The following is a 26,966-nucleotide window of genomic DNA, read 5'->3' as shown; positions in this document are numbered from 1 at the left end:
ATTATTTCAGCAGATTCGCGATCATGAATCCCAGCGCCACGAGGCCCAAGATGAAGATCACGGCGCGCAGCACCTTCGGGGACAGCCGCCGGCCCACTTTGGAGCCCAGGATGCCGCCGATGCTCGAGCTGACGGCGATGAGCAGCACCACCAGCCAGTTGATGCGGTCGAACGCGAAGAGCAGGTAGGAGACAGCCGCCACCAGGTTAACGCCCAGCACCAGGATGTTCTTCATGGCGTTGGCGTTCTGGATGGTGCCGGTGAGGAAGACGCCCAGGATGCCCACCAGCAGGATCCCCTGTGCCGCGACGAAGTACCCGCCGTATACGCCGGCCAGGTAGACCAGCACCACCAGGAGGACACCGTGCCGTTTATCCCGCACGGCATGCTCAGGGTTTTCCTCCCGGTTGCGGACCCAGGCCTGCATGCGGGGCTGGAACACCACCATCAGGAGAGCCAGCACCAGAAGGACGGGCGCAACGTAGTGGAAGACCTTTTCGGGCAGGTGCAGGAGCAGCCAGGCGCCGGAGATCCCGCCCAGGAGCGAGGCGGGGAGCAGCCGCATCAGCTGACGGCCGCGGCCCTTCAGTTCGCGCCGGTAGCCGAAGGCGCCGGCTGCGGTACCGAAGACGAGCCCCATGGCGTTGCTCATGGAGGCCACCACCGGGGTGACGCCCAGGGCGATGAGCACGGGAAACGTTACCAGTGTCCCTGAGCCAACGACGGCGTTGATGGTGCCGGCCCAGAGGCCGGCGATGGACACAAAGATGCTGCTGAGAAGGTCCAAGGTGCTGCGCTGCCGCTTAGCGGCTGGCGACGGCGGTGTACCGGCCCTCGTTGACGGACACGTCCAGGGCGAGACCGAAGGTCGCACTCAGGTGCTCGGCGGTCAGCACTTCCGTGATGGGGCCTGCGGCTACCACGCCGCCGTCGCGCAGCAGCATGGCGTGGGTGAACCCGGGCGGGACTTCCTCGAGGTGGTGGGTGACCAGGACCATGGCGGGTGCGGCCTCGTCGCGTGCAAGTTCGCCGAGCTTGTGGACCAGCTCTTCGCGGCCGCCGAGGTCCAGGCCGGCTGCGGGTTCATCCAGCAGCAGCAGCTCGGGGTCAGTCATGAGGGCCCGGGCAATCTGAACCCGCTTGCGCTCCCCTTCGGACAGGGTGGCGAAGGTCCTGTTCAGGAGCGGGCCCATCCCCCAGTCGTTGAGCAGGCGGAAAGCGCGGCGCTCGTCGTCGCGTTCGTATCCTTCACGCCAGCGGCCGGTGATGCCGTAGGCGGCGGTGACCACGACGTTGAGGACGTTTTCGTGTTCCGGGATCTGGGTGGCGAGGGCCGCGGAGGAGAGACCGATGCGGGGGCGGAGTTCGAAAACGTCCACGTGCCCGAGGATTTCGTCGAGGATGCCGGCCTTGCCGCTGCTGGGGTGCATCCGGGCGGCTGCGATCTGGAGAAGAGTGGTTTTGCCTGCGCCGTTGGGACCCAGGATTACCCAGCGTTCGCCTTCATTGACTTCCCAGTCCACCTTGTCCAGAAGGGTCTTTTTACCTCGGACAACGCTGACGGAAGCCAATTCCAGAACATCACTCATAGGAGTAGACACTAGGACAAAAAAGAGGCTGACTGATAACTGGCGAACGGCCGCAGAATCGCGCTATCAGCCAAAGCAATCCGGCGGGCTGCTTCAGCCGCTGTGCAATGAATTCAAGGGGCGCCGCGCCGCTGACTAAGATTGCAGGCATGACTTCGAACGTGACTGCCGTCAGCTATGGCCTGAGTGTGACCCCGACTGCGCTGGAGCAGCTGCGTTCCGTCCTCACCGCGCACGGCGCCGCCGTCCTGTCCGAAAACGAACGTGGCGACGCACGGTACCAGGTCCACGTGGCTGAGCTTCAGCTTCCGGACGCAACCGAGGCAGGTCTTGCCCCGCTCCGCCGCGCCGTCGCGCAGGCGTCCATCAGCGGCCTGGACACTGCGCTCGTTCCCGCCGGCCTCCGCTCGGCCGGCCGCAAGCTCCTGATCATGGACGTGGATTCCACCCTGATCCAGCAGGAGGTCATCGAACTCCTTGCCGCGTATGCGGGGAAACGGGAAGAGGTGGCCGCCGTTACCGAAGCTGCCATGCGCGGGGAATTGGACTTCACCCAAAGCCTCCACGCCCGGGTGCAAGTACTCGCCGGGCTGCCGGCCGACGTCGTCCATTCCGTCCGTGAAGAGGTGAAACTCAGCGAGGGTGCCGCTGAGCTCGTGGCAGCTTTCAAGGCTGCCGGCCACGTGGTGGCGGTGGTGTCCGGCGGGTTCAACCAGATCCTGGAGCCGATTGCCGGCGAGCTGGGACTGGACTACTGGCAGGCAAATGAGCTGGAAATTGTCGGCGGCGTCCTGACCGGCAAGGTGCTCGGCGCAGTGGTGGACCGCGCCGCAAAGGAAAAGTACCTGCGCGAATGGGCCGCTGCCGAAGGCATCGCCCTGGAACACACGCTCGCGGTGGGCGACGGCGCCAACGACCTGGACATGCTCGGTGCGGCGGGGATAGGCGTCGCGTTTAATGCCAAGCCGGCGGTGCGGGCCGTTGCCGACGCCGCCGTCAACATGCCGTACCTCGACGCTGTCCGCCACGTCGCAGACGTCTAACGCCCCTTTCAGGTTAAGCGGAAAATGACACGTCGCGGCAGCGTCCGTCAGGAACATTGCCGCGACATGTCATTCCGATAGGAAGGCGGAGCCTAACTGGCCGGCTGGTCCGCGCCCTTGCCGAAGTAGTCTGCGCCGCCGGCGTATTCGGTGTGGCCGGACTCGACGTCGGCCGTTACCATGCTGGCCACCACCTCCGCGAATTCTTCGACGGAGTACAGCTTGCCTGCTTCAGCGCGGCGCGCTTCAATGGCTCCGGGGGTGGAGCGGTCCAGCAGGGTTGCAGTGACGGTGCCTTCGATCATGTCGCCGGAGACCACCACCAGGGTGACGCCCTTCTCAGCAAGGCTGGGGATAAGCTCGCGCAGCGCATCCTCCCCGGCACGCTTGCTGCGGGCCACGGGCTCGTAAGCCTCCATGGTGGGTACAGTGTTGATGAAGTGGGCCTGGTGGCTGGTAACGAAAACCACGCGGGAGCCTTCCTTCATCAGGGGCACGGCCGCGTTGAGCATGTTGACCTGGGCGTCGCGGTTCAGTTTGAGCGCGTAGTCCTCGCCCATGCCGGTTTCCATTCCACCGGAGGCGTTCAGCACCAGGATGTCCAGCGTTCCAAAGTTTTCCATGGCGGCGGAGGCAAGCGCCTGGACGCCTTCCTGCGTGGTGAGGTCCGCGCCCACGGCTACGGCGCGGCCACCGGCAGCTTCAATACCCTGCACCACTTTGTTGGCCCGCGGAGCCTTCTGGCGGTAGTTCACCACGACGGCGGCACCCTGGCCGGCGAGGATCTTGGCTACCTCAGCGCCAATGCCGCGCGATGATCCGGTGACGACGGCGGTTTTGTTGTCCAGCAGTCCCATACGAGTTCCCTTTGTTCAAAACGTCTAAATTCCTGATGGTCTGGAGTCCATCATGCCAGCGGGCAACGTGGATTCCCTTGTCCGGGTTCCACAAAGAAGCACCGGGCGCCTAGTGCGCGGGAAGGTTAGTGACCCATGCCCAGTCCGCCGTCAACAGGGATTACGGCGCCTGAGATGTAAGCTGCTTCCTCACTGGAGATCCAGCGCACCACATTGGCAACCTCCGTTGCCTCGGCAAAACGCCCTGCCGGAATGCTGGACAGGTAGTCCTTCTGCGTGGCTTCGGGCAGCTCAGCGGTCATATCCGTGTTGATGAACCCTGGGGCCACCACGTTCGCGGTGATGCCGCGCGAACCGAGCTCGCGGGTCAGCGAACGCGCGATGCCCACGAGGCCGGCCTTGGAAGCGGAGTAGTTGATTTGGCCGGGAGCGCCGTACAGGCCGGACACGGACGAAATCAAGACCACGCGGCCCTTGCGAAGGCGGATCATGCCCTTGGAGGCGCGCTTGATGACGCGGAACGCGCCGGTGAGGTTGGTGTCGATGACCGAGGTGAAATCGTCTTCGCGCATGCGCAGCAGCAGGGTGTCCTTAGTGATGCCGGCGTTGGCCACCAGGACTTCCACGGGCCCGTGCGCAGCCTCGACTTCCTTGAAGGCTGCGTCCACCGAGGCTTCGTCTGTGACGTCGGCCTTGACGCCCAGAATCCCCTCCGGCAGCTTCGACTCGCTGCGGTACGTCACGGCCACTTTGTCCCCGTTGGCCAGGAACGCTTCGGCAATGGCCAGGCCGATGCCGCGGTTGCCGCCGGTGATGAGGACGCTGCGGGGGGAGGTGGCTGCTTCAGTCATGTATAAGCTCCAGGTTTCTGCGGCGTGCTGCGCCGCGGTGGAAGGGGTGATTTGGCTGCCTTCGATCTTAGCCTTCGGCCAGGGTGTGGTTTGGGTGCCACTGCTGTTGGTGAGAGAATTAATGCCAAGCCTTTGGAGCGTGATATTCGCCGTGACCCTTGAAAACCATGCGGGACAAACCGTGCCCGGAGAACCGGAGAAGTTTTCCGGTGACGCGGAGGTCCACAGCATCACGGATGCCGGTGCGGCCCATTCTGCGGAGATGCGCCAGCGCATGATTAAGTACGCGCTGGCCATGGGAATTCGCATGGTGTGCCTTGTCATGATCTTTGTTGTGGACGGCTGGTTTAAAATCATCGCGGTGGCCGGGGCAGTGTTCCTCCCGTGGATTGCGGTTGTTATAGCCAACGGTGATGACAAAGCCGAGGCCCACAGTGATTTGCTGTTGGATTCAGCGCCATTGGCCGAGATCGAAAGCCCGCCCGTCCCGTTCGACGACGGTGACCCGGGCAGTGAGGTCCTGCAGGGTGAGCTGATAACCGACGACGACGACGAAGAAACATCCGGACAGGAGCGGAGGGCATCATGAGTATTTTTGACTTCGCTGCAGAATCAGGTCCCACAGCAATGGAAACCGCCGTCTGCTCCCGGAAAGCATGCCGTTCCCAGGCCTCCTGGCAACTTCTATGGAACAACCCCAAGATCCACTCCCCCGAGCGCCGCAAGATTTGGCTGGCCTGCGGAGAGCACCGGGAGTGGCTGGAGGACTACCTGCAGACCCGGGGGCTGTGGAAGGAAACGGTCATTTTCGAGGCTGTTTCCCCTCTCGACTCCCTGGAGCAGGACAACTGAATGTACCGCTTCCTGTTCTCCAGCAAGTGGCTGGGTTATCTTTTGCTGGCCGCCATCTTCGCCTCCGCCTGCGTCTTCCTGGGCCGCTGGCAGATGGACCGCCGGGCAGAGACCCTGGCCGAGATCAACCGTGTTGTCACCAACTACTCGGCAACGCCCATCCCCTTTGCTGATGCCCGTGAACAGTTCAACCGGCTGGACCCCGCGATGGAGTGGACCCAGGTGGAGCTGAAAGGCTCGTACCTCGCCGACGAGCAGCGCGTGGTGCGGAACCGCCCGCTGAATGGGCAGCCGGGATACGAAGTTGTGGTCCCGTTCCGCCTCGCCACGGGAGAAACAGTTGTGATTGACCGGGGGTGGCTTCCCATCGGCAACAGGAATCCCGGCAGCCCTGACTCGGTGCCTGAACCTCCGGCAGGCGAGGTCACCGCCGTCGTCCGCTTGAAGCATCCTGAGCCTGAACTGCAGCGGGGTGCGCCGGAGGGCCAGCTGGCCTCCATCGACCTCGCCGCCTACTCTGCGCAGCTCGGGTATCCCCTGCTCACCGGGGCGTACGGCCAGCTCGCTTCCGAGACGCCCCCCGCTGCGGAAATGCCCCTTCCGTTCCCGAAGCCGTCGACCGAGGAGGGCACGCACCTGTCCTACTCGCTCCAATGGTTTGCGTTTGGCGTGCTGATGTTTGTGGGTTTCGGCTACGCTGCCCGCCAGCAGGCCCGCAACGCCGCAATTGATGCAGAGGACGACGACGAGTCATCAGGGGGTGCACTCCACTCGGCGGCCGCGTCAGCCCGCCGTCGTCAGCCTGCCCCGCGGAAGCGGAAGAAGGCGACGGCGGAAGAAGAGGAAGACGCCCTGCTGGACGCGCAGGGGTACTGAGCTATCCGGGCCTAAGCCAGGGTTATCAGGTCCAGGTAGTCTTCGTTCCAGTGGTCCTCGATGCCGTCAGGCAGCAGGACAACGCGCTCGGGATTGAGCGCTTCAACCGCTCCCTCGTCATGGCTGACCAGGACGACGGCGCCGCTGTAGTTCCTCAGGGCGCCCAGGATTTCGGCGCGGCTGGCGGGGTCGAGGTTGTTGGTCGGCTCGTCCAGGAGCAGGACGTTGGCGCTGGAAGCGACGATGGTGGCCAGGGCGAGGCGGGTCTTCTCACCGCCGGACAGGACGCCGGCGGGCTTGTCGACGTCGTCGCCCGAGAACAGGAAGGAGCCCAGGATGCCGCGCACCTCTGCGTCCTTCATGTCGGGAGCGGCGGAACGCATGTTCTCCAGGACGGTACGGTTCACGTCCAGCGTCTCGTGTTCCTGGGCGTAGTAGCCCACCTTCAGGCCGTGCCCGGCAATCACGTCACCGGTGTCAGGCTGGTCCACGCCCGCCAGCATCCGCAAAAGGGTGGTCTTGCCGGCGCCGTTGAGGCCAAGGATGACCACCTTGGATCCGCGGTCGATGGCGAGGTCCACATCCGTAAAGATTTCCAGCGAACCATAGGACTTGCTAAGGCCCTCAGCCGTGAGCGGAGTTCGGCCGCAGGGCGAGGGATCCGGGAAGCGCAGTGCTGCCACGCGGTCCTGCTCGCGGACGGCCTCCAGGCCACTGAGCAGGCGCTCCGCGCGCTTGGCCATGTTTTGCGCCGCGACGGCCTTGGTAGCCTTGGCGCGCATCTTGTTGGCCTGGTCAAACAGGACCTGGGCTTTCTTCTCAGCGTTGGCCCGCTCACGCTTGCGGGCGCGTTCGTCCGTTTCGCGCTGCGTGAGGTAACGCTTCCAGTCCATGTTGTAGAAGTCGATCTGCGCGCGGTTGGCATCCAGCAGGAAAACCTTGTTGACGGTGGCTTCGAGCAGCTCGGTGTCGTGGCTGATCACGATCAGCCCGCCCTGGTGGTTTTTCAGGAAGTCCCGGAGCCAGGCGATGGAATCGGCATCGAGGTGGTTGGTGGGCTCGTCAAGGAGCATGGTCTCGGCGTCCGAGTAGAGGATCCGGGCCAGCTCCACACGGCGCCGCTGGCCACCGGAGAGGGTTTTCAGAGGCTGGTTCAGCAGGCGGTCAGGCAGAGCCAGGTTGGAGCAGATGGCCGCGGCTTCGGCTTCGGCGGCGTACCCGCCGGCTGCCAGGAACTCGGACTCGAGCCGGTCATACCGGTTCATCGCCTTGCGCTGGACCGCGGCGTCCTCGCTGGCCATCTCTTCGTGCGCCAGGCGGAGCTTGCCGACGGCGATGTCCAGGCCGCGCACGGACAGGATGCGGTCGCGTGCGAGCTGCTCCATGTCCGGGGTGCGGGGATCCTGGGGCAGGTAGCCGATCTCGCCGGTGCGCGTGACTTTGCCGGCGGCAGGCAGCCCCTCCCCCGCCAAGACCCGTGTCAGCGTCGTCTTCCCGGCACCATTGCGGCCCACCAGGCCGATCTTGTCTCCCTTGTCAATGCGGAAGCTCACCTGGTCCATCAGGAGCCGGGCGCCGGCGCGCAGTTCAAGATCCTGGACAGTAATCACAGCAGGTAAAGCCTTTCACAGCAGGGATAAGCCGCAGCCCAGAGCGTCTGTGGTGGGCATGGGCGGCAATGGCCGGAGAACGGCCTACTCAAGTCTACCGCCCGCGCCTTCCCCGCAGTACCGGGTACTGCCGGAAGTGCTCTGTCCCGGGTTAGCCAGACGATCAGCGCCAGCCCTGCGATGCGGGAACGCATAACTGGAATACGCTGGCCCAATGGCTGTCTACTTCGAATGCATCACGCGGAGCACGCTGGGCCGGCGGGAATTGTTTGATCTTGCGCGGAGCATCGACGTACACAAGGAATCGATGGCCAGGTCCCGCGAGAAGGCCGTTGCCGGCGTGACAACCGGCCACATCGGCATGGGCGAGGAAGTGACGTGGCGGGGGTGGCACTTCGGCCTTCCGCTCCGGATGACGACCCGGATCACGGAGTTCAATCCCCCCGATTACTTTGCTGATGAGCAGATCAAGGGTCCCTTCCGGCGCTTTCGGCACGAGCACGAGTTCACTGATGACGCCGCCAGGTCAGCGGGAACAGCTAGAGCTAGTCATTAACGCATCCACTTCCAAGACAAAGCGGCCGGCACCTCCTGGCAATCGTGCGCCATAGGGGATGAAGACGGAGAAGCATTACTGCAGTAGTTGGGCTTCGGTTTTGGCATCATCCGCATTTCACCAGGAGCAATGTGCTCCGAGACATATTCGTACCCATCCCGGCGTTGGTCTGCCTCGAAGTACCTGTGACCCCTTTCCCTTGGGGCGCCAACATCACACGCGCGTGTACGAGGAGATTTTTCGAATGAACAAGACACTCCGCTTCATGGCAGTACCTACCCTTGCTTTGGGCGCACTTGCCCTCTCCGGCACCGCAGCCGTTGCCCATGACGGGGCTGATCATTACCAGTCGACCCTGTCCCAGCTCAACGGCCGCGCCGGCTCAGGCACCATCACTGTTGACGTCACGGGAAACCAGGCCCACGTGGTCCTGAACGTTTCGGGTATGCCCGCGACTTTCATGGACGCCCCATACCCGCACGTCCAGCACATCCACGGCGGAGCCCAGGGCGTCTGCCCTGCCCCCGCGGCTGATAAGGATGGTGACCAGGTCATCTCCACCACAGAAGGCGCAGCGTCCTACGGCGGCATCGTTACCACCCTCTCCACCAGCGGGGACACCAGCCCCGCAGCAGGCCTTGACCTGAAAGTCGCCGGCCAGGGCGCTGCCTACACCGTTGACCGCACGTTCGAACTGAACCCCGAGACCAAGGCAGCCCTAGAAGCCGGCACCGCCGTCGTCGTTGTTCACGGTCTTGACCCCGCCACCCTCAGCCCGGCCGGCGCGGCAGCCAAGTCCGACCTTGTCCCCGAACTTCCCCTGGCAGCGACCTCCCCCGCCCTGTGCGGGACGTTAACCGCCGGACAGATGAAGATGCCTGCAGGCGGAGCAGCAACCGGCATAGCCACCGAAACCGGTACCGACACCGGCGCCCTCGCTATCGGTTCCGGCCTGGCCCTCATGGCCATCGCCGGTGGAGCCTACGTTGTTCGCCGCCGGACCGCTGGCGCAGCAGCCTAACGAGCTGATCGGATCACTACAGTGACAAAGTTGAAGCCCGGCCGCCGTGGAGGTCTAGGGGCCTCCGCGGCGGGCGGGGTTCTGCTCGCCCTGACCCTCGCCGGTTGCGCGGGCGGACCCATTGACGCCCCCGGCGCCGGCCCGGCCCCTGCAACCTCCGCCTCATCCCCCGCGGCGCCCATTACTCCTGCCGTTCCGTCCACAACTGCGACAACCCCGGCACCTGCTGGCCCCGTGGCGGCCCCGCCCGCACGGCAACTTCCCCCGGTCCTGGCCGCTTCGGCCCCGGTCACCCTGACCATCCCATCCATCGGGGTCCGATCAGACCTTCTCCACCTGGGCCTGGAGGACAACGGCTCCCTGGAAGTACCAGAAGATACCGGGAGCGGAACACCTGCCAGCTGGTACGACGGCTCCCCCACTCCCGGGGAACGCGGCCCTTCAGTCATCCTGGGCCACGTCAACGCCCTGGGCGGGAACAAAGGCGTCTTCGCCGACCTGAGAAAACTCACCCCCGGCGCTGAAATTAACGTCTCCCGGGCCGACGGCAGCACCGCAGTGTTCACCGTGGACCGCGGAGCCCTCTACCCCAAGAACCAGTTCCCCACCCTCGAGGTCTATGGCAACACCGACGCCGCCGAGCTCCGGCTCATCACCTGCGACGGCTACGATGCCGCCACCGGCGAGTTTGATGACAACTACGTCATATACGCCACCCTCAAAGCCTGACCACGCACCGCGCACCGGCATCGCCCGTGACGGCAAGGACGGAAAGAGCATGAAACAGCACACACCTTTACTGGCCCTGCTTGCCCTGGCTGGCCTGCTGCTCTCCGGTTGCGCAACAGCAACAGCAACCGGATCCGCTACTGCGCCGTCTGCTGTCTCGGCAGCGTCGGATACTTCACCCGAGGCCGGACCCACCGGCAGTAACGGCGGCGGGCACCATGGGGACGGGTCCTCGTCACCTCGCGCGAGTAAGGCTGACGGGCCCAGTGATGCGGCCCTCATGGTCTGCGGGGACCAGCCAAAGGATCGCCTCACGTCCATCCTTGACCTGGACACCGAGCCACACACCATCAACGACTGGGCCGACAGCACCTTCACCTGCACCTACCACCTGGCCGAAGGGGACCTGGTCATCTCGGTCAGGGAAGCAAAAGACCGGGCCACTGCCCTGAAATACTTTGATGCGATGGAGGCCCTGGCGAAAGACGCGACCCCCATCGAAGGCCTCGCAAACCTGGGATTTCCCGCCTACGAAGCCGCGGCTGGGTCAGCAGCTTTTCAAAAGGACAGCTTCGTACTCCAGGTAGACGCCACCGACCTTCCCTCGACCCTGGGCCCGGACAGCATTACCCGGAATGCGCTGGCTTACCAGCTCTCCACCACCATCCTCGCCTGCTGGATCGAACACCCCTAACCCCGCCTCAGGAACGCTCACCAGTCGCCTACAACCATCGCATTGAAGGATCCTTTCCTGAATCCACATCTCTAGCTGCAGTCTGCCTGCCGGCGCGGCCGCCACTAGGACGTCCTTCTCCTGCGGCGGCCGATGGCACCAGGGCGTTGTTGCAGGGATCAGGCCAGCACCCACCATGGACCAATCACCTCAAGCTGTAACTCGCTTAGGCCGGTATTTCAGCGCGACAGCCCCTGACCGTAACTCATAGCGGTCCACGAACTCGAGCTGGATTGGATCGCGCAGACCGGCGAGCAACGTCGGCCCACCTCCGGCAAGGACCGGTTGCACAAGGAACTTGTACTCGTCGATCAATCCAAGATCTGCCAACCCCAGAGGGAGCATCACACCACCCACCCACAGGCCCTCTCCTGACTCCTGCTTGAGCCGCTGAACCGCATGCCTCACGTCATTTCGCACCAACTCCGCATTCCAATTAACCCCACTCAGCGTGCTCGACACGACGTACTTTTTCGCCCGGTCTATGGTCTCGGCGAACGGGATCTGCCACTCCTCCATCCAGTCAGGCCAGGTGCCGATGGCAGGCTTTCGCCACGCCGACTCCATCATTTCGTAGGTCACTCGGCCGAATAACAAGGCATCGGCTCGCTCCACCTCAGCAGTCCAGAAGCGCATCGACTCTTCGTCCGGGGGAAGTCCTGCCTCGTGATGACAGCAGCCGTCAAGCGTGACGTTGATCGAGTATCGAAGTGGTCTCATACCGCTGCTCTCCCTCTACGTGCGTCCAGTGTTTACCAGGCTGTACTTACTGCCCGCGCCGTTTTTTATTGAAGCCCCGATCGCACCTACTCCAACACCGTCGTGGTTTGTGCCGGATTCCGGTTACGACCATGGGGCCGTTGCCGCGAGTAGGTTCAGCACGAAACGCACCATATCGAGTCGGCCCGCTATGAGGGACCGGACCTCAACTGTGTCCTCGTCCGTTAACCGGTCACTCACGACAGCAGTGAGACCGGAGAAAACGGCGATTGATACAGCCAGACCCCGGCGGACCTGGTTCCGCGGGACAGTGGTCCCCGCTTCGGCCAAGCCGTCGCAGTAAGCGCCGACACAAAGCGGTTCGAGGTGTTCCAACGTAGCCCCTGGCATTGTTCCCTCGTTGACCCGACCGGCGAGCAACTGTGCCAGGTCATACCCTGCACAGACCTGCCCGAACATCCCCCAGTCGACTACAGCAAATCTCGTAGAACCTGTGAGGGGGTCCTTCCCCTCGATCAAGAGGTTCTGCGGACACGCATCGCCGTGCGCCGGCAACACCGGCAAATTCATCATTTCCTCCACCAGTGAACCGGATTGATCCACGAAGGAGCGCAGCTCCGAGATAAGGGCAGTATCCGAATGGGCCGCTACAGCAGGATGAGCCCATAGCTGGTCGCCTTTGATGGCCGGTATCAACACGGCTTCCCCCACTCCAGCCAGGAAGTACTTCAACCGGTCCGGGCGCCTGATGTTTTCAATTACCTCGGTGCAATGCCTGACTGCGTCACTCCCCGCCAGGAAGCCAAGCATCTGGGCTGCGTCCATGAATTGCTTATCTGACCATTCGGCTTGAGCACTCCAGGCAACATCCTCCATCCAGACAGCTGCCCGATCCGTCCCCAGTTCCACGACGCCAAAGGTGTCGGGCAGGCGGCTGTTCAGCGGCATCGCTACGGACAACTCTGAGGCGTAAACCTCAGCCTCCGTCCGCCACGGATAATTCGCCACCAAGCCCGGCCGGAACTCCACCGGTACCCGATCAATACCGGACCACAACAATGGCGATTGCAGGAGCTTGACCACAACACTGAACTTCAGGGTCGATGAGGGAGAACCTGTTGGACGGGCCAAACCATAGACTTGCCACAATCCGCCGGTGGTCATGTTCAGAACAGGAGGACCAATGCTGGATACGCCAACAGAAAGAACTTCCACGCCGGGTTCGTTCAATGCCAAAGCAGCGACGCGGCTTAAAAACCCAGCGTCAGGGGCAGCTGGCCCCAAAGTCTCGAGCTCCGGCCACTGTTTAGGTTGCATGACTACGCTCCCAAGAGCCTCTCCCCCGGATGTAATTAGACATCAGGCAGCCCTGCCGGACAATAAGCACAGCGTTCTTAAACGCCCAGCACAAAGGGGTCTGAGCGGTCAGCGAGACTTACCTAAGCCTGTTCCTGTCCACGGCAGGGCGTCCTGGCCCCCGGCGGGTGTTGCCGGTGGGACACTGCGGAGAGTTCGCTTTGGTACCTTGCGCTTGTTCTTCTTATTGCCTGCCTTTGGCTGGGCGTGATTCACATAGTGCACGGTCGGACGAGGGACCACCGGCCTGGAGCTGTCGGCCGCGAAAACAGCGAACCGCTAGGGCGAACCTTCGTTGAGCAACCTCAGGCCAGCAGTTCGCTGTCTCAGTGACGTATCTTTGAAGCCCTGTCTGTGAATCGCAACGGTAAGTGGCACTACTTTCGCAACGTTGTGTGTCACTCCTCGCGCCATGAGCCGATCCCTCAGGGTGTAAATTCAGCCGAGAGGCCCCGGGACGCTGTTAGTCGTAAATGACAGCTTGGCCGCGGCGTTTCAGGTCGGCGAGGCCGTCGCGCATGGCCTGCAGCTGAGCGGGTGAGTGTCCAATCCAATCCTCCAGTTCACCGACGACCTCCACGGGCTCTCGGGTGCGGTAAGACCGGGTCGGATTACCGGGGAACCTCTTATCCGTCACGTTGGGGTCGTCTTCAAGGGTGCCCGTCGGTTTGACGATGTAGATACGTCCACGGCCTTCCCCTGCGGCCAGTTCAGCCCCCCACGCTGCGGCATCCAAGGTTGCCGTCACGTAGACGTGGTTCGATGTCCTTCCTTCTTCATAGTTCGAGCCGCGGCCGGGTATCAACAGGTCCCCCACGGCCAGATCCGCTTTCGTTCCATGAAACAGGGCACCCGACTCGTGGACTTCGAATGGTTTGGGCTCGTGCGTCATACATACCCCTACAAGTTGGATTCGAAATCCTAGACCCGGCCGACTCCTTGCACCAACAACGCTCGTGCGGTGACATAAACGCCTGTAAGCCGGTCCCCCAACGTGTGATCAGGCGGCGCTGGTGGGCAGCTCTTCGACGGCCCGATGCCCGCCCTGACACGTTTCGATGCTCCGGTCGGTGAGCAATGCCCGAATCTTTCCGTAGTCAAACACTCCCCGACCCCAGTCCACTTCTAGGGCGTGAAGGGCCTGGCGATTCCGGCGCTCGGCATCGCACTCAGGAACGGTAACTTCATTGGGCTCGTGCCCCAGCAGGAACAAGTCCGGCCGGGCCCCAGGTGCGTTAGCGATCATCTGTTCACTCATAGTAACTCCCCAATGCCGTTCCAATCCGGAAGCGTCAGCGCAGCCACCCGGGGCAAGAGTGTCGCAGCAACCGGACAGCCTGGTCAAGGGCTCGAGCCAACTATGTCGCAACTCAGAGGATCCTTTGGTGAAATACAAGACGACCGGGCAACACGTGATAGTTCGGCCCGTAGTCGGCTGGGTGATCGCATAGCGGGGCTGATCCAGACTTTGTCGTCGCCCAGGTCTGAAAAAAGACGCAGGAGCGGCGCTAGGTCAAGGGTTAGCAAAACCAACCCGACCGGTCGGTCTGTCCTAGTGGTATGGTCGCTTTTATGGGCAATAGGGAACACATTCTGCGAACCGTACGGCGTCTGGCGATCGAGACCGGGTCGGTTCCGTCCATGAATGCCATCGCTGAGCAAGCCGGGGTATCCAAGGGTGGGTTGATGCACCATTTCAGTTCTCGCGCTGCCCTGGTCGAGGCCATTGCGGTGCAGGCGATACAGGATATGGACCAAGCGCTGACCGCGGCCGCCGAACGCGGTGACGTGGTCGAAACGTGGCTCCGCCTGTCATTCTCCCGTGAAGAGGCCGCCCTCTACCGGGCGATGTCGATCCTGCTCACCGATCAGTCCTCGACGACCGACGCGCTTCTGCAGCAGGCGTCTGAGGCAACGCGGCGGTGGGAGCAACTCTTCGCCGCTGAAACGGGTGACCCGGCGGCAGCGTCAGTCATCCGCCTCCTGGGTGACGGGATACTTCTCAACAGCATCACCGACGACGGCGCTTCGCCCGGAATTGATGAAATCCTGACTTGGCTGCACGGCAGGTCTGCGAAGTGATTGGTGGTGCCCTTCTCGCCGGCATCGCCGGCCTGGCTCTGGCTGATTCGCTTAACCCCGCGACGATCGTCGTCATCACTTTGATCCTGCTCGCTGTCCCCCACCGGCCTGTCGGTTCTGCCTTGGCGTTCGTCTTGGGCGCGATGAGCACCGTCTTCGCGCTCGGCATGATCATTTTCCTCGGCGCCAATGCGGCCGCCGACGCCGTCAGCGAGGGCCTCACCTGGCTGCGCCGAGGCGTGTTCCTCATCGCAGCCGTCACTCTTACAGTCGCCGGCTTCCGCCGGTTCAGGGACCGGGAAAGAAAAAGCATCGACCTGCCGTCCTGGTTCGGGCTGTGGACCGCTTTCCCGCTCGGCGTTCTCACCACCGGAGCCGACCTGCCGAACGCGTTTCCGTACTTCATCGCCATCGAACGGATGATAGCCGCGGACGTCGATGCCCCCGTCGGCCTGTTCGTACTCGCCGGGTACGCCCTCGTGTACTGCATCCCATGCCTTATCCTGCTCGCCCTCGGCATGACACACCGCGACAAAGTCAGGACACTACTACGGAGAATCCTGGACCGGTTCTCCACCGGAACCGTCAAACGCTCCATCCCGGCAGCGACCGCCCTGTTCGTCCTCGCCGCCGCAGTCCTCACCATCGCCCTCTGGCAATGACTCCAACGCGAAAGAAATAACCCTAGCCATCTTCTCGCCCGTCCCATGGGCTTCAAAGAATCCACTGCCTCGCTAACTGACCAGGCGCACGATGCGAAACTCCGCTAAATGAAGCTGCCTAGAGATGCGTGCGGGTTTTCGCCCTCAAAGATCCCCCGCCCTAATTTGAGACCGACTTGAGGTCTGGCGGAAGGCACAAACGCGCTTATCCAGGGACCTGTCAGGCATAGCGGGGATCAGCTTGAGTGACCGTGGGTCTACGAAGTCGTCCTATATGGATAGTTTGCATTGGGTAACGGGATGTCCCGTCCTTGGTCCGGAAAGCGGATGTTGCGGTGGGCGCCCAGGCGAAGGGAATGGAACTGTTCAACATGCGCCGCGGCGGACTTCCGAGAAGACACCCCGCCCGTTTCACCTAGACTGCCGTGAACTCTTTTCCTCCCAAGGGGCAATACCATTTGTGACTACCGATAGCGACCTGATTCGCCGATCCAGCAAGGACCCGCAGGCCTTCGCTGCGCTTTATGACAAGTATTCGCGGGCCGTGTACCGCTACGCGGCTACCCGGGCGGGTGACTCATGGCTGAAGACGTCATGTCGCAAACGTTTCTGGTTGCCTACGAAAGCCGGGACGCCTTTGATCACGGGTGGGATGATGCCCGGCCATGGCTGTTCGGGATCGCGACCAATCTGCTCCGCAGGCACCACCGCACTGAAGCCAGACGGCTAAGAGCCTTCGCGAAAGCTGCAGGTCGAGGCAGTTACGAGGATGCCGCTGACCGTGTGGCTGAGCGGCTGGATGCAGCCGTGAAGTCATCCAGTCTGGCCACTGCGATCAGGACGCTTTCGAGAGCAGACCGGGAATGTTTGTTGCTCTATGCCTGGGCTGATCTGACTTATGAGGGCATAGCACTTGCAACCGGCGTTCCCGTTGGCACCGTCAGGTCACGGCTTAACCGGGCGCGGCGCATCATTCGAGATGCAGCCGCACTGCTGAACATGGATGAAGAGGAGATTGAGCATGGACGAGCTATCACTGCTGCGCGAAATGCGTGACCGTACTCCCGTGGCCACCGATGCGGTTATCGGCAGGGGCCGGACCAAGTTGCTGCAACGTATTGATCCCCAGTGGGAAAAGCTTAAGAAGAACCCGCGTCGCAGAATGGCGATGAGGTGGGGGCTCGCCTCAGCGGCTACGGCCTTGGTTGCGGTGGTCCTGGTCAGCGGAGACGTTTTTGGTCCCGCCCCACTGCGAGGTGCAGCCACAGCGCAGGCCGCGGAGGTACTGAACGCAGCTGCTGAGAGAACGATCCAGACAGCAGACCTAGTACCGGGCCCGGGGCAGTACTTGAAGATTCAGAGCACCAATATCTGGGGTAGTGCCGCCGTTGCAGAAAATGGCGGCGCGTATGAGTGGCTGGATACGGAAAAAAGCACGATGTACATTCCCGCCAGCGTCGAGGAGGAGTGGGTTTGGGAAAGATCGGGGCGGATCCCCACAACGTTCTTCGACGAGGAATCCAAGGAATACGCCTCCAGCATGCAACCTGCCGAAGGGTACGTGCTCCGGGGCAATAACGGGGGCTTCTACGGCACGCCACCTGAGCAGTCCGGCTTTCCCTCCCAGGATGCACTGGCCGCGTTCCCCCGCGACCCCAACGTTCTTTTGGCTGAAATCCAGCGGCAAACAGAAGGCAAGGGCCAGTCCAAGGATGGTGAGGCGCTGGTGTTCATCGCTGACCTGCTTAGGACGGGTATGGTCCCTTCCGATCTCCGCGCCGCACTGTATAAGACTGCAGCACTCATTCCAGGCGTGACAATCACCGACGAGCAAGCCACCCTCGATGGAAGAAAGGGCATCGCCATCGGGCGCGTGGAGACAGCGTCCAATCGCCGTCGGGACATTATCATCGACCCCAAGACAGGTCTGCTGATCGGTGAACGTGAAGTACTGACGGAACCCTTGGGGTCTATTCCGGCAGGAACCGCTACGACCTGGACCGCGATCGAAACAACCATTTCGGATACCGCACCCTAACCGCTCCCATGGAAGAACCTCGTGGCGGATAAGTGCAGTGACAAGAATTTCCCAAGTGGCGCAGGTCAAGCTGGCCTGACATCAGGGCCCCACGCAGAGACAACGTGATCAGGGCTGGCAGGCGGCGGAAGGGGCACGATGTCGCTCAGGACACGGGTAGTGGGATGCGTGGCGCTGTTGGCGGCCGGGATCCTGTCGCTGATGTGGGCCTACACCTACGGCGGCGGAGCTGACGCGGGATTGTTGGACAAGGCAGGACCGGCTGTGACCTGGGGCCTGGCGGCTGCAAAGTTGGTGTTCAATCTGGCCGGTGCCGGCACCATCGGGGCGCTGATGCTGGTGGTCTTCGCACTCCCCCGTGGTGGGCCCGCAGATGAACGGGCACATAGACTTGCTGGCTGCTCGGCGGTGGCGTGGGCGGGGGCGGGAGCGGCACACACTTACGCCAGCTTCCTGCTCCTGGCCAACAGGGCGCCGACGGTTGGATTGGATGAGGCCTTTCTGACGTATCTGACCAAGATAGACGCCGGCCGTGCCGGGGCCCTGAGCACGCTGCTGGCCGGCGCCGTGGCATTGCTGTGCTTCAGGCGTCGGGGCCCGCGTACTCTTGCCATCACCGTGGTTGCAGCGTTCGCCGCGCTGTTGCCGCTGGTCATGAAATCCCATGCCGCCGGCGGTACGGACCACGCCGACAGCACCACCGCACTGTTCGTTCATGCGGCCACGGCGGCAGTGTGGCTCGGTGGCCTGCTGGCCCTGGTGGCACTGCGGCCGGTGCTGCGGAACAGCCAGCTGGCCGTCACGGTCCGGCGGTACTCGACGTTGGCGTTGATCAGCTTTATCGCCCTCGCAGTCTCAGGCTTCCTGGGCGCTTTGACGAGAATTGGCACGCTCGAGGCCCTGCTGAGCCCCTATGGAATCATCATCCTGGCCAAGGGCGGAGTCTTCATTGTGCTCGGGCTGTTCGGGGCGCTGCACAGGCGCTGGTCGGTGAGCCGGATTGAAAAGAACCCGGCCAGTGGTGGCAGGCACTTTGCCGCTCTCGCAGCCGCCGAACTGGCAGTCATGGGAGTAGCTTCCGGTATGGCCGCGGCCCTTGCCCGGACCAAACCGCCGCAAGCAGCAGCGCCCAGAGACGTTACGGCCGCCGATGTAGCCGCTGGGGATCCCGTCGTCGTTCTTCCCGAGCCCGGCTTTTGGGAGTACCTGTCAGGATGGGCCCCTGACCCCTTATGGAGCCTGGTGTGTGGCTTCGCGGTCTTTGCGTACCTAGCCGGGGTGTGGCGGCTCCGGGCAGATGGCCGGCCCTGGCCAGTCCACCACACTGCGGCCTGGCTGACGGGAATAGCAGTGCTGTTCATAGTCACTAACGGAGGCGTACACCTCTACCAGGGCTACCTGTTCAACGCCCACGTATTGACTCAGATGATGCTCACCGCGGTCGTGCCGTTACTCCTCGTCCCGGCCTCGCCCCTGACCTTGGCCGCACTGGCAGTCAGGCCCAGGACGGACGGCAGTACCGGTGTCAAAGAGCTCCTCGAAGGATCCACACAACCTGTCCTCGCGGCACTGCGCCGGGACCCGTTCCTGGTCATTTCCCTTCTCGCTGTATCCCTTTTCGCCATCTACTACAGCCCCCTCCTCGAGTGGGCAGCGGTGGGCCAGATCGGCTACAGCACCATGACCCTGCTCGCTCTGCTGACCGGCTGCCTTGCCGTGGCTGCGCTCGCAGGGCTTCCTGACCCTGCCCGCAGCAACTCCGGCAGGCGGCTGCTTGTCCTCACGGGGTTGGCCGGTATCTACGCCTTCGGCGGGTGGAAACTCACCGAGCAGGCGCGAGCACTGGAACTGCCCTGGTTCACCTCCTTCGGCCACCCCTGGGGACTGTCAACGGCCGCTGCTCCTGAAACCGGCGGCATCATCATGTGGTCTATAGCAGCCGCATCGCTCGCCATTACCGCCGCGATGATCATCAGCCGCCGTGGCCCAGGTCAGCCCCACAGCGACCACACCACCCCCAACCGGAGCGCGGCGGTCTCCGACGCGGTGGCTGTCGCGGGCCAGCCAGGCTAGGACGCCGTGGGCTTAACTGCCCCCGGAACCATCCCCCTTTTGGGAGAATTAGCTGATGGAATTCAACCGGCTTTTGCAGATCCGGCGCATCTACGCGCAGCCTGCTGCCCTGGAACTTCCCAGGGGCAAGGAGATCGTGGCCCGCTGGCCGGACGCCGACGTCGTGCTTGTGGACAACCACTGGAACATCCCCGAGGTGCATGGCGATGAGACGAACGTTCCGCGCTGGTCACGGATCAAAACGGAATCACTGATTCTCGGGGTCAAGAAAGCCCTGACCGTGAAGCCAAACGGCCGGTCCGCGGACTTCATTGCGCCGTCAACCGCAAACGGCTGCGCGATGGCCTGCGCCTACTGCTACGTGCCCAGGCACAAGGGGTACAGCAACCCCGTAACGGTATTTGCAAACATCGATCAGATAGCCAGGACACTTGATCGGCACGTCACACGCCAGGGCATGAAGCTGGAGCCCAACCAGTGCGACCCGGAATTGTGGGTCTATGACATCGGTGAAAACAGCGACTGTTCCGTGGACGCGCTGATCAGCGACAATGTGGAGGATCTCGTCACGCTCTTCCGGGACTTGCCTACTGCCAAGCTGTCCTTCGCCACCAAGTACGTGAACCCTGCAATGCTGGACTGGGACCACGGCGGCCATACGCGGGTCCGCTTCTCGCTTATGCCGGCGGATCTGGCGAAGTCCATTGACGTTCGCACCTCACCGGTGGCAGAACGGATGGCGGCAATCAATGACTTCGTTGACGCCGGGTACGAGGTGCACGTGAACTTTTCCCCCGTCATCATCACGGACACCTGGCTCAGCGACTGGGAGGCGCTGCTCCGCGAACTTGATGCCACCCTTACGCCTGCCGCCAAGGCCCAGCTCGCGGCAGAAGTAATTTTCCTCACCCACAACGAACGGCTTCACGAGGTCAATCTTGGCTGGCACCCGCAGGCTGAGAACGTGCTGTGGCGCCCGGACCTGCAGGAGTCGAAGGTCTCGTCGAACGGCTTCAGCAACGTCCGCTATCGTTCCGGAACAAAGGGGCGGTATGTACGGCAACTGACCGCGCTCATTGAGGAATTCGCGCCCTACTGCCGCGTCCGCTACGCCTTCTGACCTGCTGGGAAGCTGGCCCTGCCAGGGGCCCTCCAAGCGCGCTAAACTTGCGACCATGATCGGTGCCCGTACCCGGCTTCTGGCGTGGCTCGTTGCGTTGGCGGCTTTCCTCGCCGGCTGCGTGCCCGCGACGGGCCTCGATACCGGCACCGACCGTCCAACTGCGGCAACCTCTGCCCCGCCGGCCGCGAGCGCCGTTACGGTTGCTCCCCAGGAGACACCCGCCCCCGCGCCGGTCTACACGCCTTCCCCTGCGCCCCAACCGTTCGCCCTCAACCTTTACCGGGAGGGTGACTTCGTGCCGCAGTACACGTTCGACTGGTGCGTTGCGGCGAGCATCCAGATCGCGCACAACCTCATCGATGACACCGGTGGCGGTACTTGGACGGATTCTGTCCAGCAGGGCGAACTGTGGGAAATGGCCCGGGCCCGGTCTTCCAATTCCTTTAACGGAGCCAACCCCCTGGGATGGGCGCAGACGCTGACCGAGGCCGGGATGGGGCCGTATTCGGTGGTTAGCATTGCCGACTACCAAGACGCCCTCCGTACCGCAGCGCGGGCCATCGCCGAGACCGGAAGGCCGGTAGGGCTCGTGATGTGGAGCGGCCGCCACGCGTGGGTCATGAGCGGGTTCGAGTCGATTGGTGATCCAAGGCAGTTCCCCGAATTTTCCGTCACCGGCGTCCACGTCCAGGATCCGCTGTACCCCCACGGCAGCGGGCAGTGGGGGCCGTCGCCCGCGCCCAACAGCCTGCTCACTCCAGAGCAGCTGGCGACGCAGTTCGTGGTCCGTGAGCCACGGCGGTGGAGCAGCGAACTCCCCACCGGCTACCTGCTGGTTCTTCCGCTGGCCGGGAGCTGAAACCCCTACTACCCGCCCGTAGCGTAGCGCGGCGTCTTTGGCAGGATCATACTGGATACGCCGCTCAAGTCGATGGACAATCATGCGTCCCAGCGGCCCATTCACCGGCAGTTCCCGGGGAGTTCTGTCGGCATCCTGGCGAAGGTGGGGAGGCTCCTTCCGACGCTTCGTATCCCTAATACAGACAATATCGGTCTCAGAGGGGCAGAAGATCAGCGATGAACCGCACCAAGACGGGGCTACTCTCCATGGCCACCGCGGCCGTGCTTGCCATGGGACTTGCTCCCGCTACTGCAGTTGCGCATGGAGGAACCGGGCACGGAGGCCCGGACCACAGCGACGACTGGCGGAACAATGACGACCAGCGCCGCCTGGTCAGGGTGCTGCGCCACGTTACCGACCACTACCGCTGGCTGGAGAACGCGGAGGCGGAGGGCTACAAGAAGATTACTGAATGCGTTGAGAAACCTGGCACCGGAGCAATGGGCTTTCACTACGCGAAGCAGGAATTAATTGATGACAAGACCCAGGCCCGTAAACCTGAGGTTCTTGTGTACATGCCGAACAAGTACGGGCGCTTCAAGCTGGTAGCTGTTGAGTTCCTGTCGACGGCGGCACACCGGCCTTCAATCGCCGGAGTCACTTTCGAGGACGGGCCCTTCCCCGGCTCCTACGCCCTCCACGCATGGGTATGGAGGGACAATCCTAGCGGGATGTTCGCAGCCTACAACCCGACCCTGCGCTGCCCGAAGTAACGTCCTACAACCAGTTGAACCATCCGGTAGCTCAGCGCTGATTGGCGCCCTGCGATGAACCGCCCGACGCTCCTGGACCTTTGCGGCCAGGAGCGTCTTCTCGTGCCCGCCCTCCCTCGCGGGTTGGCGCCGGAAATCATCTATTGACTTCCGATAGAAAACAACCGACAGTTGATAAATGCTTATCGCGCGGCAATTGGTCCTCCCGCTTAGGGTTCTGCTAGTAATGGTGTTTTTCGGGCTGCTGGTTGCCCAGGTCATGTCATTCCCCGGCGAATTTTTCTCCACAGAGGAGGGGCCCGGAGCCGACCCCTGGCGATGGCCCATGCTGCTGTTCTCGGAACTGGAAGCGCTGTGCCTGCAGGTGGTGATCGTGTGTGTCTGGCGGTTGCTGACCCTTGTCCAGCGCGGCAAAATCTTCACCACTGCTTCCCTGCGGTGGGTGGACGTGATCATGTGGGCGTTCGTCGTGGCCTGGCTGCTGCTGGCGGCAATGGCCGGTTCCCTCGTCGCATACATCTACTTCACCCCCGAACTGCGTGACCCTGGGACGCCTGCCGTGCTGATCGGCATCACGCTGATCGGTGCCGTGCTGGTTCTGCTGATCGTGGTGATGCGGGATCTGCTCCGGCAGGCGACGACACTTCAGGCTGACATGGAAGGGGTGATCTGATGGCGATAGTGGTACGCATCGACGTGGAACTGGCCAAGCGCAAGATGAGCGTAGGGGAGTTCGCGGAGCGGGTCGGAATCAGTCCCGCCAACGTCGCGGTACTGAAGAACGGCCGGGCCAAGGCCATCCGCTTCAGCACCCTTGACGCGATGTGCCGCGTCCTGGATTGCCGGGCGGGCGATCTGCTCGAGTGGGTCGACGACGGCCCTGGCGGCGACGGCACGGAGACGTCGTGAGGTGGCTGGTTGCCAAACCTGACAGTCCGGCCTTCGTGTTCCCGCGCCTTACGGCGCCTTCGGGGCGAGCTCGACGTCCTCACCGCGGAGATTGACACGGAAGCCATCACCCTGGACAGCGACGTCCCGGAGCACGAGACCATCGGGCAAGCCCTCGACATTGTGCTCAATCGTCACCAGCCCGCGCACGGCGGCAGCGGCAGCGTCCGAAAGGAAGCCCGGCCCCCCGAAGTCGATCGAGCGTGGCTCGACAACAACCTTGCCGGCCTCAACCCCGACCGTACCGGTGGCGTTCACCGCCAACTCGCGGCCCAGGGCTTCAACGGTGCGAATCACCACTACCTGGCCGCCGTCGCCGGCGCGGACCACCGTCCCACCACCCAGCTCGTTGGCGACCACATCGAACGGCACCGTAGCGTCTACGGTAAGCCGTTTAGCCACCAGTCCGCCCGGCCCCGTCACCACCTCCGACCCCACAGCCCGGACATCGGAAAGAGTAGAACCTGCTCCCACCACTGTTCCGGCATCCAGCACCACGTCCGCCAGCCACACATCCTCCCCGTTCAGGCCGGACGGAGGCCCTCCGCCAGGCGGGTGCTCCGGAGCAGCTGACGATGTCGGCACAGGCGCTGTGCCTTCCCCGCCGGCGGGGCCGCTTAGCGCCCACCACAGGACCACAACGGCGACGGCGGTGAGGAGGACCATCCCCGCGGCACCGATTAGCCAGTCCTTCACACGCGTCGATTCCATGAGGACAGTCTCTTCGAAACCTACGGTCCGTCAAATAATGCGCTGTTGCTGCTTTGCGGTACCACAACGTGCACGGCGTTGCGCTGGACACTGAAGTCGGCGGGCGTCCCCGTTGCGATTTCGCCGTCCAGGTTCACCGACAGCGGCGGGTCGGTGACCAGCCGGACACGCCGGCTGGTCAGGTGGTACACCCGGTCATGCTCAATAAAGCTTCCGTCCCTGAGCAACCGTGCGATCTTCACATGCTCCCGCAGCGGCGCTTTCAGGATTGCGTAGATGTCAAGAAGATGATCGTCGATCCCTGCCATTGGTGAGACTGTATTGCCACCGCCATAGTGCCGGCCGTTGCCGACAGCCACTTGAAGCAGGTCCTCAAGCTTCATCGACCCGTGGTCCCCATCCGGGAACTCAAGCCGGGCCTGGAACGGCACGTGCCGGGTATAGGCCCGCAAGGTGGCCACCCCGTACGCCAACGGGCCGATTTGCCGCTTCAGGCGGGGACTCAGAGCCTGGGTAACCCCCACCGACAGACCGGCTGAAGCGACATTGAGGAAGGGCTGGCCGTTCGCGCGGCCAAGATCGATGTCCACCACCTTGCCGTCCGCCACCGCAGCGCAGGCCCCTGCCAGGTCACTGGGGATCTCGAGTGTGCGGCCGAGGTCGTTGGCTGTGCCCAGCGGAAGAACGCCGAGTATGACATCGGTCCCGGCAACCCGGCCGGCAGCGCAGCTGACCGTCCCGTCACCACCGCCGACAACCACCAGGTCGTGCCCGTCGGCAAGCACCCGGTCAAGGGTCCCTGCCAGCTCCTCCCCCCGCTCCACGCGGTGCGCGGAAGTGACAGGTAAACCTGCATCGCGCAGCCTCTGTACTGCCAGTTCGTGTGCCGCCGCCCCCCGGCGTGATCCCGCATTTATCACCACAGCAACAGAGCGGACCTCTCGGACAGACTTCATGTGCAACATGCTAGATCGGGCAACCTGTGAAATGCCTGCGGACCGCGTTGCCGCCCTGCCATATACTCCGAGTATGCGAATCAAGCGCCTCCACGGAAGCAACAACGTCCAGCCGGCCTCGCCCAAGCAGCATGGGGGCGACCTGTGAGCGGGGGTCTTGTCGCCCTGCTCGACGACGTCGCAGCCCTCGCCCGCATCGCGGCAGCATCGGTGGATGACGTCGCTGCCGGGGCTGCAAAGGCGGGGGCCAAAGCCGCCGGCGTGGTGATCGACGACGCCGCTGTTACACCCCAGTACGTGTCCGGGGCGGACCCGTCCCGTGAGCTGCCCATGATCAAGAAGATTTTCTGGGGCTCGCTCCGGAACAAACTGCTGATTATCCTGCCGGCGTTGTTGCTGGTCAGCGCCTTCATTCCGTGGGCCATCCCGTTCATTCTGATGCTCGGCGGCACCTACCTTTGCTACGAGGGCGCCGAGAAGGTCTGGCACAAGCTCTTCGGCCACCACACGGCCGCCGAAGATGCGCCGGCAGTGGAGCGGGGCCCGGAGGCGGAAACCAAGGTCATTAAGGGCGCCATTACCACCGACTTCATTCTGTCCTGCGAGATCATGGTCATTGCGATGAACGAGGTGGCCGCTGAGAACCTGTGGGCCCGTGCGCTCATCCTGGTGGTCGTGGCGCTGGTGATCACGGTTGCTGTCTACGGTGCCGTGGCACTGATCGTCAAGATGGACGACATCGGACTGCACCTGGCCGCCAAGGACTCGGCAGGTACCCAGCGCGTCGGCGAGCTGCTCGTCAGGGGAATGCCCAAAGTGCTGGCCGCCATCACCTTTATCGGGACGATCGCCATGCTTTGGGTTGGTGGCCACATTATGCTGCAGGGCGCCCACGACCTCGGCTGGCATGCGCCGTACGATCTGGTCCACGTCCTCGAGAAACCTTTCGCCGGTATCGCCGTTGTGGGCTCCTTCCTGGCGTGGCTCGTGAACACCCTGTGCTCGGCCGTCATCGGACTCGTGTGGGGCCTCGTCATCATGGCCATTGTGGGCCCGCTGCTCAAAGTGCTGCCGTTCGGCAAGAAAAAGGGCGGTCACGAGGAAGGTGACGTCCGTGCCGCAGCCGCAGGCCATCCGCCGGCCAAACGTCACGGGGACTCCGCCTCTTAGCCGGGTGCCGCCTGCTTTTTGTTCTCAGCCTTCAGCGCCGGAACCAGGCTTTGGTAGGGCACCTACAAAATACCGGGCGTTCAGCGCCAGTAACGTCGGCAGTACAGCAGATTGCCTTTGTACAACACCGACAGGACCGCCATGACGAACACCCACACCACAGCCGAAAACCGCCTGAGCCCCGGGCGCAGCCGCTGGAATGCTACTGATCTCGGTTTAATCGCCGTCTTCGCCGCCCTCGTTGCCGGCGCGGCCCTGGTCCCCGGGCTGGCAGTGAACGGCTTCGGGGTCCCCATCACCTTCCAGACCCTCGCCGTGATGCTCACCGGCCTGGTGCTGGGCCCTGGAAGGGGACTCGCCGCCGTCGGGCTCTACGTCCTCCTCGGCCTCGCAGGCCTGCCGATTTTCAGCCAGGGCCGCAGCGGCCTGGGCATCCTCGCGGGCCCCTCAGCCGGCTACATCATCGCCTTCCCCATCGCCGCAGGCGTCGTCGGGTGGCTGGCCACCGTGGTGATCCGCCGCACAACCAAAGCGCGCGCTTTGTGGCTGTTCCTGGCCGCAACCGTCACCAGTGTGGTGTTCGTGCACTCACTGGGCGTCGCCGGCATCGTCCTGAACACCAAAGCCACCCTCGAACAGGCGTTCCTCAGCGACGTCGTCTTCTACCCGGGTGATGTGGTCAAGAACATCCTGGCTGCAGTCATCGCTGTCGCCCTGCACCGCGCCTTCCCGGACATCCTGGTGCGCCGTGTACGACGGAACGCCTACCGGCCCGTGAAGGCCTAGGACCTCCCGC

The 26,966-nt window shown here is 63.3% G+C and carries 31 protein-coding genes; 20 read left to right on the top strand and 11 right to left on the bottom strand.

Annotated features, from left to right (window positions below; all coding sequences use genetic code 11):
* Position 1: 1 nt before the first annotated feature.
* Both AC5RTE_RS01615 and AC5RTE_RS01610 read right to left on the bottom strand, forming a co-directional pair.
* A complete protein-coding gene (locus tag AC5RTE_RS01615; protein ID WP_494039663.1) occupies positions 2–787 on the bottom strand; it encodes a sulfite exporter TauE/SafE family protein in 786 nt (261 codons plus the stop codon).
* Positions 788–803: 16 nt separating this feature from the next.
* A complete protein-coding gene (locus AC5RTE_RS01610; RefSeq protein WP_494039662.1) occupies positions 804–1,589 on the bottom strand; it encodes an ABC transporter ATP-binding protein in 786 nt (261 codons plus the stop codon).
* A gap of 149 nt (positions 1,590–1,738) precedes the next feature.
* On the opposite strand from AC5RTE_RS01610, the gene serB reads away from it, so the two are divergent.
* The gene (gene serB / locus AC5RTE_RS01605; RefSeq protein ID WP_494039661.1) at positions 1,739–2,632 is read left to right on the top strand and encodes a phosphoserine phosphatase SerB; all 894 of its coding nucleotides are present in this window, start codon (positions 1,739–1,741) and stop codon (positions 2,630–2,632) included.
* Between the two features lie 92 nt (positions 2,633–2,724).
* Here serB and AC5RTE_RS01600 read toward each other — a convergent pair whose 3' ends face one another.
* Positions 2,725–3,489 (bottom strand): SDR family oxidoreductase, encoded by a 765-nt coding sequence (locus tag AC5RTE_RS01600; RefSeq protein ID WP_494039660.1) that lies wholly within the window; start codon positions 3,487–3,489, stop codon positions 2,725–2,727.
* A 125-nt stretch (positions 3,490–3,614) separates the two neighbouring features.
* Positions 3,615–4,340 (bottom strand): beta-ketoacyl-ACP reductase, encoded by a 726-nt coding sequence (locus tag AC5RTE_RS01595; RefSeq protein WP_494039659.1) that lies wholly within the window; start codon positions 4,338–4,340, stop codon positions 3,615–3,617.
* A 151-nt stretch (positions 4,341–4,491) separates the two neighbouring features.
* On the opposite strand from AC5RTE_RS01595, the gene AC5RTE_RS01590 reads away from it, so the two are divergent.
* Genes AC5RTE_RS01590 through AC5RTE_RS01580 form a run of 3 tightly spaced genes read left to right on the top strand, consistent with a single transcriptional unit; the run spans position 4,492 to position 6,068 of the window.
* Positions 4,492–4,929 (top strand): DUF3099 domain-containing protein, encoded by a 438-nt coding sequence (locus tag AC5RTE_RS01590; protein ID WP_494040133.1) that lies wholly within the window; start codon positions 4,492–4,494, stop codon positions 4,927–4,929.
* Entirely contained in the window at positions 4,926–5,192 is a 267-nt protein-coding gene (locus tag AC5RTE_RS01585; RefSeq protein WP_494039658.1) for a hypothetical protein, read from the top strand. The genes AC5RTE_RS01590 and AC5RTE_RS01585 overlap by 4 nt, the downstream gene beginning before the upstream one ends.
* A complete protein-coding gene (locus tag AC5RTE_RS01580) occupies positions 5,193–6,068 on the top strand; it encodes an SURF1 family cytochrome oxidase biogenesis protein (RefSeq protein WP_494039657.1) in 876 nt (291 codons plus the stop codon).
* 11 nt (positions 6,069–6,079) lie between these two features.
* On the opposite strand, the gene AC5RTE_RS01575 is transcribed toward AC5RTE_RS01580, so the two are convergent.
* Positions 6,080–7,678, bottom strand: a complete 1,599-nt coding sequence (locus tag AC5RTE_RS01575; RefSeq protein WP_494039656.1) for an ABC-F family ATP-binding cassette domain-containing protein — start codon at positions 7,676–7,678, stop codon at positions 6,080–6,082.
* Between the two features lie 214 nt (positions 7,679–7,892).
* Here AC5RTE_RS01575 and AC5RTE_RS01570 point away from each other — a divergent pair, with 214 nt between their 5' ends.
* The 4 genes from AC5RTE_RS01570 (at position 7,893) to AC5RTE_RS01555 (ending at position 10,678) form a co-directional block, all read left to right on the top strand.
* Entirely contained in the window at positions 7,893–8,234 is a 342-nt protein-coding gene (locus AC5RTE_RS01570; protein WP_494039655.1) for an SRPBCC family protein, read from the top strand.
* 244 nt (positions 8,235–8,478) lie between these two features.
* Positions 8,479–9,255, top strand: coding sequence for a hypothetical protein (locus AC5RTE_RS01565; RefSeq protein WP_494039654.1), 777 nt, complete (start codon positions 8,479–8,481; stop codon positions 9,253–9,255).
* 21 nt (positions 9,256–9,276) lie between these two features.
* Positions 9,277–9,984 carry a class F sortase gene (locus AC5RTE_RS01560; protein WP_494039653.1) on the top strand — a complete coding sequence of 236 codons (708 nt, stop codon included), beginning with the start codon at positions 9,277–9,279 and terminating at the stop codon, positions 9,982–9,984.
* 49 nt (positions 9,985–10,033) lie between these two features.
* On the top strand, positions 10,034–10,678 hold the full coding sequence (locus tag AC5RTE_RS01555; RefSeq protein ID WP_494039652.1) for a hypothetical protein: 645 nt from the start codon (positions 10,034–10,036) through the stop codon (positions 10,676–10,678).
* 189 nt (positions 10,679–10,867) lie between these two features.
* Here AC5RTE_RS01555 and AC5RTE_RS01550 read toward each other — a convergent pair whose 3' ends face one another.
* From AC5RTE_RS01550 to AC5RTE_RS01535, 4 genes are all read right to left on the bottom strand, one after another.
* Positions 10,868–11,437 (bottom strand): dihydrofolate reductase family protein, encoded by a 570-nt coding sequence (locus tag AC5RTE_RS01550; RefSeq protein WP_494039651.1) that lies wholly within the window; start codon positions 11,435–11,437, stop codon positions 10,868–10,870.
* A gap of 123 nt (positions 11,438–11,560) precedes the next feature.
* On the bottom strand, positions 11,561–12,667 hold the full coding sequence (locus tag AC5RTE_RS01545) for a phosphotransferase (RefSeq protein ID WP_494039650.1): 1,107 nt from the start codon (positions 12,665–12,667) through the stop codon (positions 11,561–11,563).
* A gap of 589 nt (positions 12,668–13,256) precedes the next feature.
* Positions 13,257–13,685 carry an NAD(+)--rifampin ADP-ribosyltransferase gene (gene arr, locus AC5RTE_RS01540; protein ID WP_494039649.1) on the bottom strand — a complete coding sequence of 143 codons (429 nt, stop codon included), beginning with the start codon at positions 13,683–13,685 and terminating at the stop codon, positions 13,257–13,259.
* Between the two features lie 108 nt (positions 13,686–13,793).
* Positions 13,794–14,051: a hypothetical protein gene (locus AC5RTE_RS01535; RefSeq protein ID WP_494039648.1), complete on the bottom strand. Its 258-nt coding sequence runs from the start codon at positions 14,049–14,051 to the stop codon at positions 13,794–13,796.
* A gap of 302 nt (positions 14,052–14,353) precedes the next feature.
* On the opposite strand from AC5RTE_RS01535, the gene AC5RTE_RS01530 reads away from it, so the two are divergent.
* The 10 genes from AC5RTE_RS01530 (at position 14,354) to AC5RTE_RS01485 (ending at position 23,294) form a co-directional block, all read left to right on the top strand.
* Positions 14,354–14,875 carry a TetR/AcrR family transcriptional regulator gene (locus tag AC5RTE_RS01530; RefSeq protein ID WP_494039647.1) on the top strand — a complete coding sequence of 174 codons (522 nt, stop codon included), beginning with the start codon at positions 14,354–14,356 and terminating at the stop codon, positions 14,873–14,875.
* Positions 14,848–15,537 carry a GAP family protein gene (locus AC5RTE_RS01525; protein WP_494039646.1) on the top strand — a complete coding sequence of 230 codons (690 nt, stop codon included), beginning with the start codon at positions 14,848–14,850 and terminating at the stop codon, positions 15,535–15,537. The genes AC5RTE_RS01530 and AC5RTE_RS01525 overlap by 28 nt, the downstream gene beginning before the upstream one ends.
* Before the next feature lie 579 nt (positions 15,538–16,116).
* Positions 16,117–16,593 carry an RNA polymerase sigma factor gene (locus AC5RTE_RS01520; protein ID WP_494039645.1) on the top strand — a complete coding sequence of 159 codons (477 nt, stop codon included), beginning with the start codon at positions 16,117–16,119 and terminating at the stop codon, positions 16,591–16,593.
* On the top strand, positions 16,559–17,575 hold the full coding sequence (locus AC5RTE_RS01515; RefSeq protein ID WP_494040132.1) for a CU044_5270 family protein: 1,017 nt from the start codon (positions 16,559–16,561) through the stop codon (positions 17,573–17,575). The genes AC5RTE_RS01520 and AC5RTE_RS01515 overlap by 35 nt, the downstream gene beginning before the upstream one ends.
* A 138-nt stretch (positions 17,576–17,713) precedes the next feature.
* Positions 17,714–19,648: a bifunctional copper resistance protein CopD/cytochrome c oxidase assembly protein gene (locus AC5RTE_RS01510; RefSeq protein WP_494039644.1), complete on the top strand. Its 1,935-nt coding sequence runs from the start codon at positions 17,714–17,716 to the stop codon at positions 19,646–19,648.
* A 55-nt stretch (positions 19,649–19,703) separates the two neighbouring features.
* Positions 19,704–20,768: a spore photoproduct lyase family protein gene (locus tag AC5RTE_RS01505; protein ID WP_494039643.1), complete on the top strand. Its 1,065-nt coding sequence runs from the start codon at positions 19,704–19,706 to the stop codon at positions 20,766–20,768.
* 55 nt (positions 20,769–20,823) lie between these two features.
* Positions 20,824–21,630, top strand: a complete 807-nt coding sequence (locus AC5RTE_RS01500) for a hypothetical protein (RefSeq protein ID WP_494039642.1) — start codon at positions 20,824–20,826, stop codon at positions 21,628–21,630.
* A 218-nt stretch (positions 21,631–21,848) separates the two neighbouring features.
* A complete protein-coding gene (locus tag AC5RTE_RS01495) occupies positions 21,849–22,385 on the top strand; it encodes a hypothetical protein (protein WP_494039641.1) in 537 nt (178 codons plus the stop codon).
* A 226-nt stretch (positions 22,386–22,611) separates the two neighbouring features.
* The gene (locus tag AC5RTE_RS01490) at positions 22,612–23,058 is read left to right on the top strand and encodes a DUF2975 domain-containing protein (RefSeq protein ID WP_494039640.1); all 447 of its coding nucleotides are present in this window, start codon (positions 22,612–22,614) and stop codon (positions 23,056–23,058) included.
* Positions 23,058–23,294: a helix-turn-helix domain-containing protein gene (locus AC5RTE_RS01485; protein WP_494039639.1), complete on the top strand. Its 237-nt coding sequence runs from the start codon at positions 23,058–23,060 to the stop codon at positions 23,292–23,294. Before AC5RTE_RS01490 ends, AC5RTE_RS01485 begins: the two co-directional genes overlap by 1 nt.
* 48 nt (positions 23,295–23,342) lie before the next feature.
* On the opposite strand, the gene AC5RTE_RS01480 is transcribed toward AC5RTE_RS01485, so the two are convergent.
* A complete protein-coding gene (locus AC5RTE_RS01480; protein WP_494039638.1) occupies positions 23,343–24,044 on the bottom strand; it encodes an LmeA family phospholipid-binding protein in 702 nt (233 codons plus the stop codon).
* A gap of 20 nt (positions 24,045–24,064) precedes the next feature.
* Positions 24,065–25,000 carry a lipid kinase gene (locus AC5RTE_RS01475; RefSeq protein ID WP_494039637.1) on the bottom strand — a complete coding sequence of 312 codons (936 nt, stop codon included), beginning with the start codon at positions 24,998–25,000 and terminating at the stop codon, positions 24,065–24,067.
* Positions 25,001–25,144: 144 nt separating this feature from the next.
* On the opposite strand from AC5RTE_RS01475, the gene AC5RTE_RS01470 reads away from it, so the two are divergent.
* Both AC5RTE_RS01470 and AC5RTE_RS01465 read left to right on the top strand, forming a co-directional pair.
* Positions 25,145–26,170 carry a DUF808 domain-containing protein gene (locus AC5RTE_RS01470; RefSeq protein WP_494039636.1) on the top strand — a complete coding sequence of 342 codons (1,026 nt, stop codon included), beginning with the start codon at positions 25,145–25,147 and terminating at the stop codon, positions 26,168–26,170.
* A gap of 141 nt (positions 26,171–26,311) precedes the next feature.
* Positions 26,312–26,956, top strand: coding sequence for a biotin transporter BioY (locus AC5RTE_RS01465; protein ID WP_494039635.1), 645 nt, complete (start codon positions 26,312–26,314; stop codon positions 26,954–26,956).
* Positions 26,957–26,966 lie beyond the last annotated feature (10 nt).

The organism is Arthrobacter sp. K41 (assembly GCF_059089645.1).
This window is presented reverse-complemented; position numbering and strand designations above follow the sequence as displayed.